Source organism: Fulvivirga lutimaris (assembly GCF_009711525.1).
Classification (GTDB): Bacteria; Bacteroidota; Bacteroidia; order Cytophagales; family Cyclobacteriaceae; genus Fulvivirga; species Fulvivirga lutimaris.
Genome location: NZ_SMLV01000351.1, coordinates 1 through 18,224 on the forward strand (window position 1 = coordinate 1; position 18,224 = coordinate 18,224).

11 protein-coding genes are annotated in these 18,224 nt (G+C 39.0%); 3 read left to right on the plus strand and 8 right to left on the minus strand.

Going from position 1 to position 18,224, the window contains the following annotated elements; genetic code table 11:
* The 6 genes from E1140_RS08635 to mutY form a co-directional block, all read right to left on the minus strand.
* Nucleotides 1-5,913, minus strand: a 5,913-nt coding sequence (locus E1140_RS08635) for a BspA family leucine-rich repeat surface protein (RefSeq protein WP_185153493.1), incomplete at its 3' end; no start/stop codon positions are given.
* 416 nt (nucleotides 5,914-6,329) lie between these two features.
* On the minus strand, nucleotides 6,330-8,423 hold the full coding sequence (gene recG, locus E1140_RS08640) for an ATP-dependent DNA helicase RecG (RefSeq protein ID WP_185153494.1): 2,094 nt from the start codon (nucleotides 8,421-8,423) through the stop codon (nucleotides 6,330-6,332).
* Nucleotides 8,424-8,450: 27 nt separating this feature from the next.
* A complete protein-coding gene (gldD, locus tag E1140_RS08645) occupies nucleotides 8,451-9,059 on the minus strand; it encodes a gliding motility lipoprotein GldD (protein ID WP_155181805.1) in 609 nt (202 codons plus the stop codon).
* Nucleotides 9,034-10,377, minus strand: coding sequence for a gliding motility-associated protein GldE (gene gldE, locus E1140_RS08650; protein ID WP_185153497.1), 1,344 nt, complete (start codon nucleotides 10,375-10,377; stop codon nucleotides 9,034-9,036). The genes gldD and gldE overlap by 26 nt, the downstream gene beginning before the upstream one ends.
* 33 nt (nucleotides 10,378-10,410) lie before the next feature.
* On the minus strand, nucleotides 10,411-10,875 hold the full coding sequence (locus E1140_RS08655; RefSeq protein ID WP_155181809.1) for a single-stranded DNA-binding protein: 465 nt from the start codon (nucleotides 10,873-10,875) through the stop codon (nucleotides 10,411-10,413).
* A gap of 52 nt (nucleotides 10,876-10,927) precedes the next feature.
* Nucleotides 10,928-11,992, minus strand: a complete 1,065-nt coding sequence (mutY, locus tag E1140_RS08660; RefSeq protein ID WP_155181812.1) for an A/G-specific adenine glycosylase — start codon at nucleotides 11,990-11,992, stop codon at nucleotides 10,928-10,930.
* A 150-nt stretch (nucleotides 11,993-12,142) separates the two neighbouring features.
* On the opposite strand from mutY, the gene E1140_RS08665 reads away from it, so the two are divergent.
* From E1140_RS08665 to E1140_RS08675, 3 genes are all read left to right on the plus strand, one after another.
* The gene (locus E1140_RS08665; RefSeq protein ID WP_185153495.1) at nucleotides 12,143-12,445 is read left to right on the plus strand and encodes an HU family DNA-binding protein; all 303 of its coding nucleotides are present in this window, start codon (nucleotides 12,143-12,145) and stop codon (nucleotides 12,443-12,445) included.
* Between the two features lie 61 nt (nucleotides 12,446-12,506).
* A complete protein-coding gene (locus E1140_RS08670; RefSeq protein ID WP_155181815.1) occupies nucleotides 12,507-13,328 on the plus strand; it encodes a tetratricopeptide repeat protein in 822 nt (273 codons plus the stop codon).
* A gap of 212 nt (nucleotides 13,329-13,540) precedes the next feature.
* The gene (locus tag E1140_RS08675) at nucleotides 13,541-15,094 is read left to right on the plus strand and encodes an Rne/Rng family ribonuclease (RefSeq protein ID WP_155181818.1); all 1,554 of its coding nucleotides are present in this window, start codon (nucleotides 13,541-13,543) and stop codon (nucleotides 15,092-15,094) included.
* 55 nt (nucleotides 15,095-15,149) lie between these two features.
* Here the strand turns inward: E1140_RS08675 and E1140_RS08680 are convergent, their stop codons facing one another.
* Entirely contained in the window at nucleotides 15,150-17,663 is a 2,514-nt protein-coding gene (locus E1140_RS08680) for a M14 family metallopeptidase (RefSeq protein WP_155181822.1), read from the minus strand.
* A 73-nt stretch (nucleotides 17,664-17,736) separates the two neighbouring features.
* The coding region (locus tag E1140_RS08685) for a DinB family protein (protein WP_155181825.1) at nucleotides 17,737-18,224 on the minus strand (488 nt) is incomplete at its 5' end.

Below are 18,224 nucleotides of genomic sequence, written 5' to 3' on the forward strand. Positions count from 1 at the left end.
GTCTGTAGACTCGCCTTCACAAATAGTGGCGTCTCCACCAATCACAACCGTTGGCAATGGGTTAACAGTAATTGTAAGTGACATATCCAATATGGCTTCACATGTCACTGTGTTATCTTCTGCGACTACCGTTAATAAATTATCTCCAATTACAATTCCGTTACTACCCGCAGTTAAGGTAACCGCAGATAAAGGTGTGCCTTCTGTCCAAGTTCCAACTTCATTGCCTCTATTTCCTAAATCAACAAAGGCGCTATATAATTTGTAGGTATAACCCGTTTGAACGCCTGAGCCAATATTAAAATCAAATGAATCTCCATCACAGATAGTCAATTGACTGGCTTGGGGCACCGCAGCAGGATCAACCAGTGCACCGTTATCATTGATTGCCCAGTTATTTGTGGCATTTGTTAGAATATCTCTGCCTGTAGGATCACAATATAAAAGACCTGCTGCTCCTAAAGTAATATTAGGCTGAATTGTTTGTGATGACCAACCTAGCAAAGTGGCATCGTAGTTGGCAGATGACATTCCTGAATTATCAAACATTTCTTGCATGGAAGCACCTGCAACCGTTACTCCAGTAACATCCCAACTCCCTAGATCTTGATCAAATGCTGCAGCATCTTTAAATACCCCGAACATGTCAGTAGTACTTGACACGTCCCATGAGGAGAGAGGTTGATTAAATGACGAAGCACCTTCAAACATAAGAACTATTGGCGCATTACTTGGCTTTGTTGCTCCCCACTGATTCAGAGGCTGGTTAAATGAGGTGGCGAACGCAAACATTTGAACCAAATTTACCGTACTTGCAAGACTCCAGTTGTTATCCAGCGGCTGATCAAACGCTGACGTACCAAAGAACATCTCTCCGAAATTTACCACGTTGGCCGTATTCCAGGTGGCTGAGTTTAAAGGTTGATTGAAAGCTGTAGCATTCTTGAACATTGCCCCCATAGAAGTCACTAAACTAACATCCCATGTGTTTAATGGTTGATTAAACATAGAGGCACTTTCAAACATTCGGAACATATCCGTTACCCCTGAAACATCCCATGAACTAACATTTTGGTTAAATGAAGATGCTCCAAGGAACATGGCATTTGTATTTTGAAGACTGCTGGTGGTCCAGCTAAGTGGTGAGCCAGAAGCACCTGGTGCCTCTCCGTTGTTAAAAGAAGTGGCACCACTAAACAGTTCCTGCATAGTAGTAACACTACTTACATCCCAACCTGAAAGATTTTGATTGAAAGCAGTGGCGCCAGAAAATGTTCCAAGCATGAAGACCATTCCAGTCGTATTCCATGTGCTTATATCACCGTTAAATGATGTTGCTCCTGCAAACATTAAAGATATGTCTGTAACCAAACTTAAATCTGGTGCATCTGAAGCATTATAAGTTAAATTAGAACAACCCTGAAAGGCCTGCCCCATACTGGTCCAGGCAATGTTTCCCCATTGCTCGATAGTCATTATCTTATCTTTATCTCCTCCATCGGCAAAGTAAATACGAGGGAAGGTGCCAGATATAGAAACTGTATAAGTACCTGCGGTAGCATAATTATGTTGGGCATTTCCTGTAAAACCAGTCTCCACTGGACTACCATCTCCCCAGTCTACGTCATATAAATAAGGTCCACCCAATGTGGGTATCGTAATTAACTCACCGGGTGAGGTAGTTTGCCAGGTGGTGACGAAAGGTGGCCCCGGAGACCTGATAACAACCCTTGTATCGCCAGAGGTATAATTACCTCCTACAACAGTAGCATTCAAAAAATTATCAGACGCAACAAGAGGATCTGCTGCTAAACTAGAGAAGAGGCCGTTGCTAGTCGCGCCTTGGCTAATTTCAAAATCTTGAGGGTTGCCATCATTATGGCTTATAAACACCGAACCAGAAGAAGTTCCCCCGACCGTGGATATAGACGCATTATTCCCATTGAGATTGGTAAATGAAGCTGATCCAATAACATTTGTTAAGGCTGAAAGTGTAATGGCGCCCCCATCAGCGTTGGTGCTTTGCGTGTTGATGTAATCAAAGACAATCTGTCCTGCCGTAGAAGTTATATTAAGTGTCCCTCCATTTGTATCTTGTGAGGACATTTCAATAGCTCCAATTGATGCATTATTGCCTACGGTAATATCAACTGTTCCTGCATTTTGAGTTGCTGAGGCCGCTATACCAAAAGTAGGGGCGAAGATTAAATCTCCTGCAATGGTCAATGTTGCACTACCTGCATTACCTAGGGCATCTGTTGGCTCTAAATCCAGATTTGCATTAAAAGTAAGATCTCCACCGACATCGGCAATGATTGACCCTCCGGTAAATTGAGCACTAAGATCTAGGGTATTAATGATAACAGAATTAGCCGAGTTTATGTTGACTGACCCACCGCCTGCATCTCCTGAGGCATCTAACGCTAGAGGGTCTAAAATTTGCCCCTGACTCGTTATCGATATACTGCCTCCATTATTAAAACCAGTTGGGCCTGAAGCAGTAATTGAAATATTTGGATTAGGAGAATCGATATCTCCATTAGCTGATATGGTGATATTACCACCGTTATTACCCCCCGAGCTTGAATTAGCACTACCCAAAATGATATTTCCAGTACTGGTAACTTGTATAGTTCCTCCTTGACCATTAAAGCTATCTGCAGTTAAAGAACCAAGGCTGGTGTTTCCTGAAGAAATAACAGTAATATCACCTGCTCCCTGCCCGTTGGTAGATATGGATCCTGCGGAAAGATTACCTGAAAGGGTTTCTAACCTTACGTTATTATTTGTATTAATATTGCCTGCACTAATTGAACCAGCTGTTATAGTAATTGGTCCATCAGCAAATGATGATGATGAAGTCAGGTCTGTAACCGTAACCAAACCATTATTTGCAGTAATATCAATCTGACCTCCATCAGTAGGTGCACTAAGCGAAATAGCGTTGGTAATTGTGACATCACCACCAGTTGAGCTAATATTTAAAGTGCCTGCATCACCACCTGATCCAGCCGAAAAACCAGTCAAACTTACATCTCCTGCAGCGGTTATATTTAATGAACCAGCAATATCCGGACATGATGTGTTAACTGTTCCGACTGTAACTGTTCCTGAAGCGTTAATTGTCACATTACCTCCATTACCACTGCCTCCAGCATTGTTGGTAGCAATTGAAGTAGTTTGAACACTTCCTGACGTTGAACCGATGGTTACATTACCTCCATTACCTCCTCCAAAAAGTATTGTTGAACTAACTACACCGGCAGTTATATCACCTCCAGCATCAATACTAATTATACCACCTGTACCCACTCCATCGGCACTTAAATCTCCGGCTATTACAGCTCCAGTGGTTGTGATTGAGATATCTCCTGCATTACCATCAGCACTTGTATCTATGTTTTGAACTGTAACTGGCCCATTAGCAGTAGCCGTAAAAGAGCTATTACTTAAAGCCGAAAACATGTTAATATTACTATTAATGGTAAATCCACCACCTAATACAAGATCAATATCTCCAGAATCTGAAGCGCCAGAAACGTCTATATCAGAAAAAATTACAGGTGCGGTACCAATAGTGGTTACAGATACACTTCCTCCACCACCTGCCGGACCTGAAAAACTCAAATCTAATGTAGGTGAAATATCAAAAGCAGTAAGTGTCAAATTACCTCCACTTTGGTCTTCGGCCGTAATATTCAGATCACCATCAGTGGCTAATAATGATCCAGTTATATTTAGGGTGATATTACCCGCACCCGGACCTCCTCCACTTGCACCAATACCCGTTGTTAGTGTCATATCCCCACCTACTACTGCGTTTATATCTCCACCACTACCTGCAGATGATGAACCAAATCCACTAAGGAATATGTCTCCTCCGACATTAAAATTAAGATCGCCTCCACTGGTTGTAACATTTTGTCCAGCGCCATTAATATCAACTGCCGCATTTAATGTAATAGCACCAGTATTAGATGAAACATCGCCTATAGAAATGGAACCAGCAGAAGAAATCACTGAGATGTCGCCTCCTTGAGAGTCCATATCGCCTTGATCGACATTCCCTGATGTGTTGATATTTATATCTCCATTAGTTTGAATGATCACCCCACCTACAAAACTGCCTGCAGTTACATCAAGCTGTTCGACCATGGTCAAATTAGCTAGACTTGTGGCCGTCCCTGAACTATTGATGGTCAGGTTTTGAAAGTTGGTTCCGTTGATCGTAGGTGCAGCTCCGGTGAAAGTGACCGTTTGGCCTGCCCCTCCCGGATTGAATGTGCCCAATTGAGACCAAACTGTTCCTCCTGTGCCAAATATTTCAATATTATTGACATTGGCATTTAATGTCCTAGTACTATTGATCGTCATAGAACGAGCACGAAGAGGATCAGCCAGATCAAGTGAAGTACCGCTTACAGTTATATTACCGAAATCCAGACCAACCGGGTCAGTGTAGGTAGCCACATTGCTAAAGAAAATATTGGCATTCGATAAATTTGCGAGGCTATTTGAAGGGGAAGTAGAAGCATTAAAATCACCCGATATGCTTAAATTAAATGTACCCGCATTCAAGTTACCTCCTCCATCAATTGTTAGACCACCTGTTGATCCATTTTGATCCATCGTCACCACAGTACTAGTGCCTATGATGGTGGGTATGGAGGAAAATGGGCCTTCATTATTACTCCAAATTCGATCTTCGCTCCAATTGCCTGTAGCAATGGAAGTAATTGTTGTACCGTTTAATTCATACGCCCCGGCATCCGCAGCAGCCCCCTCATACACATAGCCCCGTTGATCATAACCCGGGAGGCCACTTTGACCGGTCGGGACAAAGTCCAATGCCGGACTGCTGGCCAGGATAGGAATAGTCCTCACGAAACCAGAACCATTATACCCAAAGCTTGGAAAGTCAAAAAAGAAAGAGCTTACAGAAATAGAAGTAGAAGCCAAGGAACCAGTATTAAATTGGCCAATGACATTGAAACCTAAATCTGTAAAAGAGCCTTGTATATCGTAAACATTAGGATCAGTTATTACCAGGCTACCACCTGAAGTTTCATTTTGTCCAATAATATTAAATCTAAGAAAAAGACTTCCTCCACCATTTACTACACTGCCATTGTCCCCCCCAAAATTGTTAGCCTCATTTCTGGAAATTGTACAACTATTTAAAACCAATTGCCCTGCAGACAGGTATATCGCCTCATCTGTGTTTTCATAAAAAGTAGAATTTATTACATCAACTGATCCATTATTTATCCCTAAAGCACTGCCTCTTCCTATGGCTGAATTTTGATAAAAAGTACATTGTTCTACCGTAAGCGTACTAGATAGGCCTGTATTGAAAATAGCGCCACCTCTTAAACCACCTAAGCCTTGAGCAACATTGGATACAAATTCACATGTCCTCAAATATGCATCTCCTTCATTGTATATCGCCCCTGCATTATTTCCATCATTACCTCCCGACCGGTGACCTTCAAACAACACATTATTGGCTTCTAAGTAACCCTCATTATAAACAGCACCAGCGGCATAATCATCTTCTGGCTGGCCATTATACAAAAACAGTTTATTTAGGATCAACCTTCCAGTTGAAGTCACATAAAAAAGCCGATAGGTTCCAGTAGAAGTTGGGGTAATAGATGATTCATCGCCATTAATTATCAAGTCAAAATTTTCTGTAATCTCAGGAAAGGCAATACCGCCACCATCAGGGCCGTTACCAAAGCGCCCTACTGTATAGGAGTCACCAGAAAGGTTAATAATACTCACAGCTCCATCTGAGTTTGCCGATATAATGGCACTTCTCAACTCTGTTATTGTAGAAGCATTATATGTGATTTGCCCAATTGCTATCAGCGAAGGCACAAGAAATAAATAAGTTAAGAGAAATTTTTTCATCACCATTCAGAGTCTATTCACAGTTTATACGATTACCGTTAAATACCTCATATATTCTTATCATTTTTATTAAATCTTAAAATGCACATATTCTTATTTAAGCCTTGAAATGACAGATTGTACTTGACAATTTTCATGTTTCACTAAAAGCGTGTAAATAAATTTTATCAGAAACAAACCCAGGAGCGGATCATGATCAGTTAAAATTTTGAGCCAACACTATAGTTTTTTATATAATATGAACCATTTTAATCGATTAAGATAGGCATTAGTTTTCAGTTTTCATATGGAAATGAACTTCTGAGTAGTTGATTATGAATGAATTAAAAAAATAATACTACTATGATATCAAATATATAAAAAATATTGAGCATCCGTTATTGCATAGTGTTCTTGAAGATGCCTTCTGGAATAAGTTAACTTATCCTACTCCAATTAATAGCTGTTTTTTTCATGGAAGCCACCTGTATCTTTATATTCTGATTTTCAGGGCTATTTAAATTGGGGTCTTTATCTAAAATATCTTGTGCTGCTCCTCTTGCAGCCTGTAGAATTTTACCATCTCTGCCAAGATCTGCTATAAGTAAATCAAGTACACCACTTTGCTGGGTGCCCATTAGATCACCAGGGCCGCGTAATTGCAGGTCTGTATCGGCTATTTCAAAACCGTTATTTGTACGCACCATGGTATCAATTCTAATGCGAGCTTCCTTTGACAGCTTATAATCGGAGATGAGAATACAATAAGACTGGTCTGCCCCTCGACCCACTCGACCCCTGAGCTGGTGAAGCTGCGCAAGCCCAAATCGCTCTGCATTTTCTATGATCATAACAGAAGCATTAGGGACATTTACTCCCACCTCAATCACGGTGGTAGCCACCATTATTTTAGTTTCACCTTTCACAAAACGCTGCATTTCATATTCCTTGGCATCTGGCTTCATCTTGCCATGGACAATGCTTAACGGAACATCAGGAAATGCACGAGCTACACTTTCATAACCATCCATCAGGTCCTTCAAGTCCAACTTTTCAGATTCTTCAATCAGAGGGTATACTACATAAACCTGTCTTCCTAGCTCTATTTGCTCCTTGATAAAGCTGTTCACTTTTAATCTGTTGGCATCATAACGATGCACTGTCATGATTGGCTTTCGGCCTGCCGGAAGCTCGTCTATGGTGGAAATATCAAGATCACCATACAAGGTCATGGCTAATGTACGTGGTATAGGTGTTGCAGTCATCACCAAAACATGTGGGAAAAGACCCTCGTTTTTTTGCCACAACCTTGAGCGTTGTGCCACTCCAAAGCGATGCTGCTCATCAACAATGGCCAGTCCAAGCCTCTTGAACTGCACTACCTCCTCCAACAAAGCATGAGTTCCTACAAGAATGTGTAACTCTCCTGACTTCAGATAATCATGGATAATTCTACGTTCACTTTTTTTGGTGGATCCTGTAAGCAAGGCTATTCTAAGGCCCATTTTATCAGCAAAATCTTTAAGCCCATGATAATGCTGAGTGGCCAGAATTTCCGTTGGCGCCATAAGTGCAGCTTGGGTGTCACACCCTATAGCAATCAGCATGCAAATAAATGCTACAATAGTTTTACCGCTTCCTACATCACCCTGCAAAAGTCTGTTCATTTGCTTTCCAGAGCGTAGGTCAGCATAGATTTCTTTAATTACTTTCTTCTGAGCGTTGGTAAGATCAAAAGGTAAATGTTCATTATAAAACCTATTGAGTAAATCAGCATTGTTAAAAACGATGCCTCTGAATTTATCTATCCGAGCAATTTTAAGCTTTAAAAGCCTTATCTGAACATAGAAAAGCTCCTCAAACTTTAGTCGAAACTGCGCCTTGAATAATAATTCCTGATTTTCTGGAAAATGGATATTAGAAATGGCTGCTGGTTTACTCATTAGTGTATACTGCTGCTGTAAAGCAACAGGTAAAGTTTCCTTTAACCTTTTGAGCGCCTCTGCCAGCAAAGTCCTCAGCATTTTTGAAATGCCCTTGCTGTCAATGTATTTGCGTTTAAGCGTTTCAGTGGTAGAATAGACAGGCTGCAGATAGGAGGTTTCTACATTTTGCTTAGTAGCCAACTCTATTTCAGGATGAGCTATATTTAGTTTTGAGCCAAACAAGTTGGGCTTGCCAAAAACCACATATTCCACACCCGGTTGCAGCTTTTTGAGTACCCATTGTGCGCCTTGAAACCATACTAATTCTATTTCTCCGGTATCATCAACCAGATGCGCTACTAATCTTCGCTTTCTGGGTGACCCAAGCATCTCATAGTGACGAAGCTTACCTTTTAATTGAATGTATGGCATACTGCCATTGGCTTCAGCTATTTTATGAAACTTGGTGCGATCTTCATACCTGAAAGGGTAGTACTGAATCAGGTCTCCGTAAGTGAATATATTGAGTTCCTTATTTAGGAGCGTTCCTTTTGTAGGACCTACACCTTTAAGAAATTCAATTTTGGTATCGAAAAAATTATTCACGACCCAAACTAACTAAAAAAAGAAAAATTATAAGGTATTGGGCTCCTTAAACCTCCACTCCAATGTGTTCATCATATTCACAATGTCCACCTTAACAAATTCGATTGCAGGTTTCAAAGAGTCGTTATTCACTTGAGTGTTAAAGTATAATGCTCCTCTTAAAAAATTTAATGTTGAGTCGGTAGAGAAGAACTGAAACTGACTTGGCACTTCGCCTTCAAGTTCTGCATAGACTACAGTTTTACCTGAAGGGGTTTTAGTGATACTTTCATCAATGGCATAAGCCTTTATCTGATGCTTGGCCGTAAGGAAATATGCATCATCCAAATACTCTTTTAGTGAGTCGCTATTGCTGACAACCTTATAGGTCAGGTGAATATTAGCCTTGTATTGTGGGTAATAAAGTTCAACCCAAAAGCGCTCCGATATCCATGAAGTGTCATTTAGCAACTTAGCATGCTTAGAAAATTCAAACTTGTAAGGAAAGGTATCAGGCAAAGACACATATTCATGCTTTGGTAAATCGAATCTATTGTAGCCTTTTGGTTTCGGTAGATACTCTGTCTGGCAAGCAAAGAATAAAACAATGAAAACGGGTAATAAAAAATAATTAATCCTGTGCTTCTTCTTGCTCATTTTCCTTCTTTATAAATACTCTTACCTTCTTGATTTTTTTCATATCCACTGCCACAACAGTGAAAACGAACTTATCAAAATAAATCTTTTCACCAGCAGATGGCAACTTAGTATTAATCTCTAATAACAACCCTCCTAATGATTCACTTTCTCCTTTTATTTTCTCAAAAGTTGAGGGTGACTCCTCCGTTATCTTACAGAAATCATTCAGTGTTGTCTTTCCTTCAAATAAGTACGTATTATCATCTATCTGGTCATAAGGAATGTCATCATCATCAAACTCATCATTGATTTCGCCAACAATCTCTTCTATTATATCCTCTAAAGTTATCAAACCAGAGGTTCCCCCATACTCGTCCACCACAATGGCCATGTGTACGCGCTTTTCTTGAAAGTCTCTTAAAAGTGCGTCTATCTTCTTTGTCTCTGGGACAAAGAATCCTTGTCTCAGAAGGCTCTTCCAATCAAAAGTTTCATCCTTCTCTATATAGGGCAGCAAGTCTTTTATATATAAGATTCCATCAATTTTATCAATGGTTTCTGTAAAAACAGGAACTCTTGAAAACCCTGATTTATTAACTTTGTCCATCAAATCATGGAAATCCATTTCAGTATCGAAAGCAGTGATATCCATTCTGGATTTCATCACCTGCTTAACAGTAAGTGTTCCAAAGTTTACGATTCCACGAAGTATGTCTTTTTCCTCTTCAGTAGTTTCTTCGTTAGTGGTGGTAATTTCCAAAGCATGATGAAGTTCTTCTACAGAAATGTCATAACCCTTCTTTTCAAATCTGCTCTCAATAATATTGCTCAAGGCCATTAAAACAACAGAAATCGGTCTCAATATAACCTCCAATACTTTGAGCATCGGTGCGGTTGTCTTTGAGAACTTCAAATTGTTTGGTGTTGCGTATAGCTTAGGCAATACCTCTCCAAAGAACAGTAATATGATTGTTGTAAGCGCAGTTAAAACTGAAGTGGCAACAATATCAAGTTGTCTAGTTCCTACTATCTCCCACGCTACAAAAGCTGCAAGTGTTACTACCGCAACATTTACAAAGTTGTTCATAATCAGAATTGTAGCCAGCAGCAATTTAGGCCGCTTAATAAGGTCTACCAGCTTATGGTCTTTAGGGTCTTCACTTTCCTTACACTGATTGATATCCTTAGCTGTAAGAGAAAAGAATGCCACCTCAGATCCACTAATAAGTGCTGATATGATAAGTAGCATCACCAAAATTATCCCGCTGACGATGTAGAACAGTGACTGTCCTGAAAATAAGACTTCTAGAAGTATCTGACTGGGAGGTTCGTCTATGGTTGTTTCCAATATTTTGGTTTTAGTCCAACATTAGAAGGGCAAATCATCCGATTCGTCCTCCAAGGCTATATCTCCAGCTGGAGTAGAGGCAGTATTCTGCGTTTGTTGCTGTGGCATTGAAGATGCACCACCCATTGATGATGGTTGCCCACCTTCGTTAGATCCTTTAGGGCTAAGCATGGTCATGTTATCACCAACTATTTCAGTTGTATAACGCGTTACACCATCCTTTTCCCAAGAACGTGTTCTTAGCTTGCCTTCTATATACACCATATCGCCTTTGTTAAGGTACTTTTCAGCAATCTCTGCCAGCCCTCTCCATAAGACAACATTGTGCCATTCGGTTTGCTCTTTACGCTCCCCGCTATTTCTATCTTTATAAGTCTCAGAAGTAGCAACTGGAAAGTTTGCAACAGCGGCCCCATTTTCAAGATGTCTCACTTCAGGGTCTTTGCCTAATCTTCCAACTATTATTGCTTTATTTACTCCAGACATATCTAATACTTTTTAATTAACAGCAAAGTTATATAATCTTTAATAAAACTAGCTAAAAAAAGGTTTCGTTCAAATATGTAGAAACCAATACTGGTTTAGGCAAATCCAAAACCTCATCTAAAGTGTAAAATGCTAACCCACAATCTTTTAAGATTCCGATATCAGCACCTTTCTTTAGTTTGATAGTATAAAACCTGGCAAATATTCGTTGATGCGTTAAAATGTGTTTGTATTCTGTACTCTCATCAACAGAATATATATCCTCTTTTATCAGACCTATTACATCGGCACCTAATAACTCTTCCCAATTCAGAGCTTGCTCCGTTTCAATTAAATGGAAATCATATAATCCGCGCCAAATATCACTGATTCTCCTTTCTTTAAGTGCGAGTTTCCCATCGATCTCAAATGCTATATAATTAAAATATCGCTTTCTAACCTTCACCTTTTTTATTTTAACAGGAAGCTGAGGCTGCATACCATTCTTCTGAGCGAAACAATTTTCACTAAAAGGGCATAAAGAGCAATCTGGGCTCTTTGGCACACATTGAAGTGCTCCAAACTCCATAATTGCTTGATTAAACTCATCAGGATGCTTTTCTGAAATTAATTCATTGGCTTTTTCCTGAAAAACTTTCTGACCCTTGCCTGAAGAAATATCATCATCAATGCCAAAAACTCTTGAGAGTACACGGTAAACATTTCCGTCTACAACAGCCACCTTTTCGCTGAAGGCAATTGAGGCAATTGCTGCTGCCGTATAATTTCCAATTCCAGGTAGTTTTAGGAGGTCTTTGAAGGTGTTTGGGAAGTTTCCATCATGATTTTCAGAAATTATTTTTGCACTCTTATGTAAGTTTCTTGCCCTAGAGTAATAACCTAGCCCCTGCCAAACACGCAAAACATCTCTTTCGTCTGCGTTAGCTAAATCATGAACAGTTGGATATTCGTTTACAAACTTGAGGTAATAAGGCAGGCCCTGACTTACCCTCGTTTGTTGCAAAATGATCTCTGAGAGCCATATATGGTATGGATTTCTAGTCTGTCTCCATGGTAAATCACGTTTATTTCGGCTGTACCAGTCTAAAATTTGGGTGTTAAAAAAGTCCTTTGTCAAAATTGTTTATTCAATTTAAGGGTGATTATTACCATGTCAGTTTTTTTACAAATTTGATTTTTAATTGAGTTTATAGGGAGTAAATTTGCTCATTAGCAACAAGTTAGCTCTTGTTGATCATTTTTTTGACTTAACCAAAATTATAAATTAGTGACTAAAGCAGAAGTAATTTCCGAAATAGCGGATAAAACTGGGATACCAAAAGAGGATGTTTCTGTTACTGTCGAAGCTTTCTTTAACATTGTTAAAGGGTCAATGGCTGATGGTAACAATATTTATGTGAGAGGATTTGGCAGTTTTGTGAACAAGAAGAGAAAGAAGAAAATTGCGAGAAATATTTCTAAAAACACTGCCATTGTTATAGATGAGCATTTTATTCCAAGTTTCAAGCCCTCAAAAGTTTTTGTAGAAAAAATTAAAAAGAGCAAGAAGGTAAAAGAGACTCAGGCTTAATTACCGACTTAATTTTCTTTTGTTAAAGTGATCTTCGATCTTTGCCCCCTAATTTGGTGATATGCTTAGAACGAGGATCATTTTATTTTTTAGTGCTGCACTACTTGTAGTGCTTATATTTAGCCTTCCACGGGTAGTAGTTGATAATGAAAAAAATGGCATTGAGTCAGCAGAAACTAACCCCTCAACCGAAGCCCCGAGTGGCGATGCCCACTCAGATGAGCTTCAACCAGAGCTTCAAGAGCAAGCGGATAAATTAAAGGAAAATATAAGGGTTGCAGAAAATATAGAAAAAAGTATTATCTTTGCAGACTCTTTGGCCAGGCTGTATATAGAGGCCAATAAGTTTGATAGTGCAGCCAAGTTCATTGAAATTATTGCCGATAAAGCACCCGGTGAAGCCAATTGGTTGAGAGCTGGAGATGTTTATTATGATGCTTATGGTTTTGCTATGGATAGGCAAAAACAGGAGGCCCTTGGTGAAAAAGCCAGGTTTTACTTCAATAAAGTGTTAGAACAGTCTCCCGACAACTTAGAAGCTAAAAACAAACTGGCAATGACTTATCTGAGTACATCTAATCCTATGCAGGGTATTATGATGCTTAGAGAAATCATTGAAAATGATCCTGAAAATGAGCAAGCTATGTTCAATTTAGGGATTCTTTCAATGCAGTCGGGACAGCATGATAAAGCAGTGGAGCGTTTTTCTAAACTCACACAGCTTTATCCTAACAACACCCAGGCACAGTTTTTCTTAGGTGTGAGTTATTTAGAAATCGGCAATAAAGAAAAGGCTAAAGAGCAGTTTATACTTGTTAAATCTTTAGATAGTGATCCCGCAGTGCAAGCTACGGTTGACTCATATCTAAGTGAAATAGAATAAATAAAATATTGTTTAACCATTTCGGCTTAGCCGGGATAAAAAGATTAAAGTTATGCCTTGCGGTAAAAAAAGAAAAAGACATAAGATCGCCACTCACAAGAGAAAGAAGAGATTAAGAAAGAACAGACACAAGAAGAAGTAATCTTTCTCTCCCGCTGAATAGCGGGAGGTTCTTACTATAGCATCCATTTTTTCACTTAAACAAAAGTATTTTGAGTAACGAATTAATTATTAATTCAACTCAAAACGGATGTCGTATAGCCCTTTTAAAAGATAAAAGTCTTGTTGAATTCCATCATGACGAAGATGGAAATAAGTTTACTGTAGGAGACATTTACCTTGGTACTGTCCGTAAGGTCGTTCAGGGTTTAAATGCTGCTTTCATAGACATTGGCTATGAAAAAGATGCTTTTTTGCATTACCTCGATTTAGGATCGAATTTTAATTCGCTTCAGAGTTATACTAAAAGAGCCTTAAACAGAAAGGATTTCTCCGGCAAGCTGGATAAATTCCATATTCAACCTGAAATAGATAAGCATGGAAAGATCTCTGATGTTCTTTCTAAAAATCAGCAGATTCTTGTTCAGGTTGTTAAAGAGCCTATTTCAACAAAAGGTCCACGACTATCTTGTGAGTTGTCAATACCGGGCAGATACCTCGTACTGGTTCCGTTCTCGAACACAGTAAACGTATCTAAAAAAATAACTAGTGCTGAAGAGCGTAAGAGGCTATTACGTCTCGTTTCGTCTATCAAACCTGAAAATTTTGGGGTTATCATTCGTACCGTTGCTGAAGGCAAAGAGGTAAAAGAACTTGATGCTGACCTAAGAAATTTAACAAAATTATGGCTTGATGGTGCTCAAACCCTAAAAACTGCCAAACCTAAAGATAGGGTAATTGGCGAGATGGGTAAAGCATCAACCATACTGAGAGATGTCCTTAATGAATCGTTTGATAATATTCATATTGATGATCAAGACATCTTCGATGAGGTAAAAACCTACATTAACAAAATAGCTCCTGATAAGGAAAAGATTGTAAAACTATTCAACGGAAAAGCTAAGATATTTGAGGTTTTTGGTGTTGAAAAACAGATCAAATCTGCATTTGGACAATCAGTAAGTCTAAAAGGTGGTGGCTATCTTATCATAGAGCATACTGAAGCACTTCATGTTATTGATGTAAACAGTGGCAACAAGTCCAACAAAGAAGAAGGACAGGAAGCTACTGCCGTATCAGTAAATATAGAGGCTGCTAAAGAAATAGCACGTCAGCTAAGGCTACGTGATATGGGAGGTATCATCGTTGTCGATTTTATCGACATGAAGAAGATGGAGAATAAGAAGCTCATCCATAAGGTAATGAAGGATGAGATGGCTCCTGACCGTTCTAAATTTACGGTGCTGCCACTATCCAAATTTGGATTGATGCAGATTACGCGTCAACGAGTAAGGCCAGAGATGAACATCACTACTAAGGAGGTTTGCCCTACTTGTAATGGTACTGGTAAGATCAGCGCATCTATTCTCATCTCAGATCAGATTGAAAGAAATATTGACCACTTGCTAACACAGCAAAATGAAAAGGAGATAACAGTAGTGCTGCATCCTTTTATCTATGCCTACTTTACCAAAGGCACGATGTCAAGAAGGTTGAAATGGTTTATGCGCTATTTCAAATGGATAAAACTAATTCAGGATTCATCCTTAGCCGTAACTGAGTTCCAGATACTCAATAAGTTTGGCGAAGAGATAGAACTTCAATAAAACAAAAAACCCTGACTAAATAGTCAGGGTTTTTTGTTTCTATCATGCCTAGTATTTAGTTACCCACCATAAACACTGCATTGGAGAACAGCAGCTTACCATTCTCCCAGAAGCCTCTGAACAATGGGTTATCTACCATATAGATGACTTGCCCTCTACCTTTTGGTTCTACACCAAAGACCAGGCTATCATCCAGATTATCTAATGCTTTAGATCCTGCAAACCCAGTAACAGGCTCTGCTTTTCCTCTAATTACGCCTACGTTAGACCCGTTTTCAAGAAAGCTTAAGCGCATCTCATCTGTCTTCAAAGAATAATACTCTGTTCCATAGCCATAAGCCAAAGGATGAGTATTATCCAGTCTAATTTTAAATATGGCTCCAAATATGGAGTTCTTTAACCCTTCCCTTTCAAGAGATTCATAGGGCTTCAATAATGACTCTGTAGTTGGTTTGTCTCCTTTTGCCTTTTTATCATCTAAGTGCTCCTTGATGCCAAAACCACTCTTATTCTTGAATGAATTAAGTGCATTACCCATTACTATGAGTTTTCCTCCACTGCTTACCCATTCGCTTACATTATTCAGGGTGCTCTCATCAAAAAGTCTGTAGTAGCCATTTGGCACAATAAGCACATTATACTTATCAAGATCAACCCTGTTAAAATAATCAGTGCCAATACTAGTGATAGGATAGTCGAGCTGACGCTCGAAAAAATGCCAAATTTCACCATAACTCAAAGATCTGGTTTGAGGCCCCGCCACAACTGCGATATTAGGTTTTTCTATTTTAGCGATGCTTGACGATCCTAAATCTACACCACTATCCGAAAAACCGGTTGTCAAGCCTAATAATTCAATTCCATACTGCTTAGCAGTAGTTCTCATAAAACTGTCTAGTCCACCAGAAAAATTTTCATTATTTCTTCTAGTGATTATTAGACTGCCTCGTTCCAGCTTGTTGCCATTAACGGTTATTGCTTGCTGAGCCACTCTAACATTTACTCCAGAATTTAGTAAGTGACCCAACCATTTTACATCTGCAAGACTGTTATATTTAGCAGCGTATGCATATGGCTTGCCTTCAACTGCTATTTTAACTTCCTCCTTTTTAAATGCACCATTGTAGTCTACTTTAACTGTTGTGGCATAAGCGTCTAAGCCATAAGCATACGGCATTGACCAGGCGGTAATGTCATATGTTAATGAATCCTGCAATTTTGCCTTTGGCTCAAACAGGGCCGTAATCAATCTTGATGTAGGTTGATAAGTATTAATGACCAAATCTTTAGAGTCAACTGAAAACGTAACTTCACTACCATTTTTATAGCTAAAGCCTTTCAAGCTTTTTGATGATCCAACAGCTCCATATTTAATGAAGTTCTTGTCTAAAAACTCAGTAAGCTTGTCAAGTTTATCTTGATTGTCATTTTTAATGATATATGACTTATACTTTCCAAAAGGATTATTAAGGTTTTGGTCGTAGTAGCTTTTAAATTCTCCTGAAAGCTGGGCAGCATTTTTTGAGGCTATTTCAACTGTAGAAAGACCGGTAGTATAATGATGCGCAATTCTGTCCTTTAAAGTTAAAGTGTCACCATATTCAGTGATTATGCCAAGACCACCGTATCCTCCACCACCTTGCTCATATGTCATACCAATAGCTCCATTGTAAGTAGGATAGGTATCACCATAGCTTGGATATAGTAAATCGAAACTTTCTTTGGTAAAATAAAGCCAGCCTTCTTTATCAAAATATTTAGCGTGGTTCTTCCCAATTGTTACCTGAAATTGTTTTTGCCAAGGCGTGATAACTTCATGTAAAGGCTTAGCAGCAGGCGCAAAATAGTAAGGGTTATTGTACCCTTGCTCATGATAATCAACATGAATATGAGGCATCCAGGTATGGTAGATTTTAGAACGGTTCATGGACTCAATTTGTGTTTGCCATGCCCAGTCTCTATTTAAGTCAAACAGGTAATGATTAGCTCTTCCTCCTGGCCATTCTTCATGATGCTCTATGTCATCACCGCTGGCATTGTAATTCTTGTTGCCATATTGGTTATAATAATTTGCATATCGGTCTCTTCCATCAGGATTAATACATGGATCCATAATTACTATTGTATTCTTCAACCACTCCTTACTTTTTTCATTGCTAGGATCAGCCAATGCGTGTAAGGTGCGCATAGAAGCTTCAGTTGATGATGATTCATTACCATGAATGTTATAACTCAACCAAACAATGGCAATGCCGTCATCAGTAGCCTGACCTTCCAGATATTTGGCTCTTTTTAAATTGTTAATTCTAATTTCATCAAGCTTAGCCATGTTTTCTGGTGAGCTCAAAATAGCTACCATCAAAGGTCTATGCTCATAAGTCTCACCATACTTTTGAGTGATAACATTATCCATAGTTTGATCTACATATTCAAAGTAATCAACTACAGCATGGTGTCTGGTGAAGCGCTCACCTAATGTGTAGCCCAAAAACTCGTCAGGCGTTTGTAGTTTACTCTGCCCAAATGATAAGGTAGAAATGCAGGTTAGAAGTAGTAAAAGGTGTTTCATAGTTTAATGGTTAAAGAATGATTTAAGGTAATGAAAAACGTAACCAGTTAATTCTTAGCAGCAATTTTGCTTTCTAAATTTTTGATAAAAGGTTATTAATCTGTCTAAAATGATGTTGATGATGAGCCTCGATAAATTCAATGGTCTGATAAAAGTCGATATAGCCAACCCTAGGGTGTTTGAACACCTTCTTTTTCAAAAATCTATCGTCTTGTGCTGCGAGCAGAAGACTGAACTTATCCCTGATTTCATCCCAATTTTTGAGTACTTCTTTAATATCTATGGTATCTGGGATGGAGTCACTGACCAGCCGGGGAGCTCTAAATTTTAGAGGCAAGGCTAGAAAGATTTTGAGTAAATAAATCCTATACATGGATTTAAGTCCTCCTGACTCCAGCGTTGTTATCTCCTTTACCTTTTTAGCAATGGATTTAAATGTACCGTCTTCTATCAGAAAGAGATGGTAATACACCTGCCCTAATGTCCATCCGTCACTATTTACTTTGCTATTGATTTGCTCATCATCTAAATTTTTAACTTTATCCACCAGCACACTTTTTT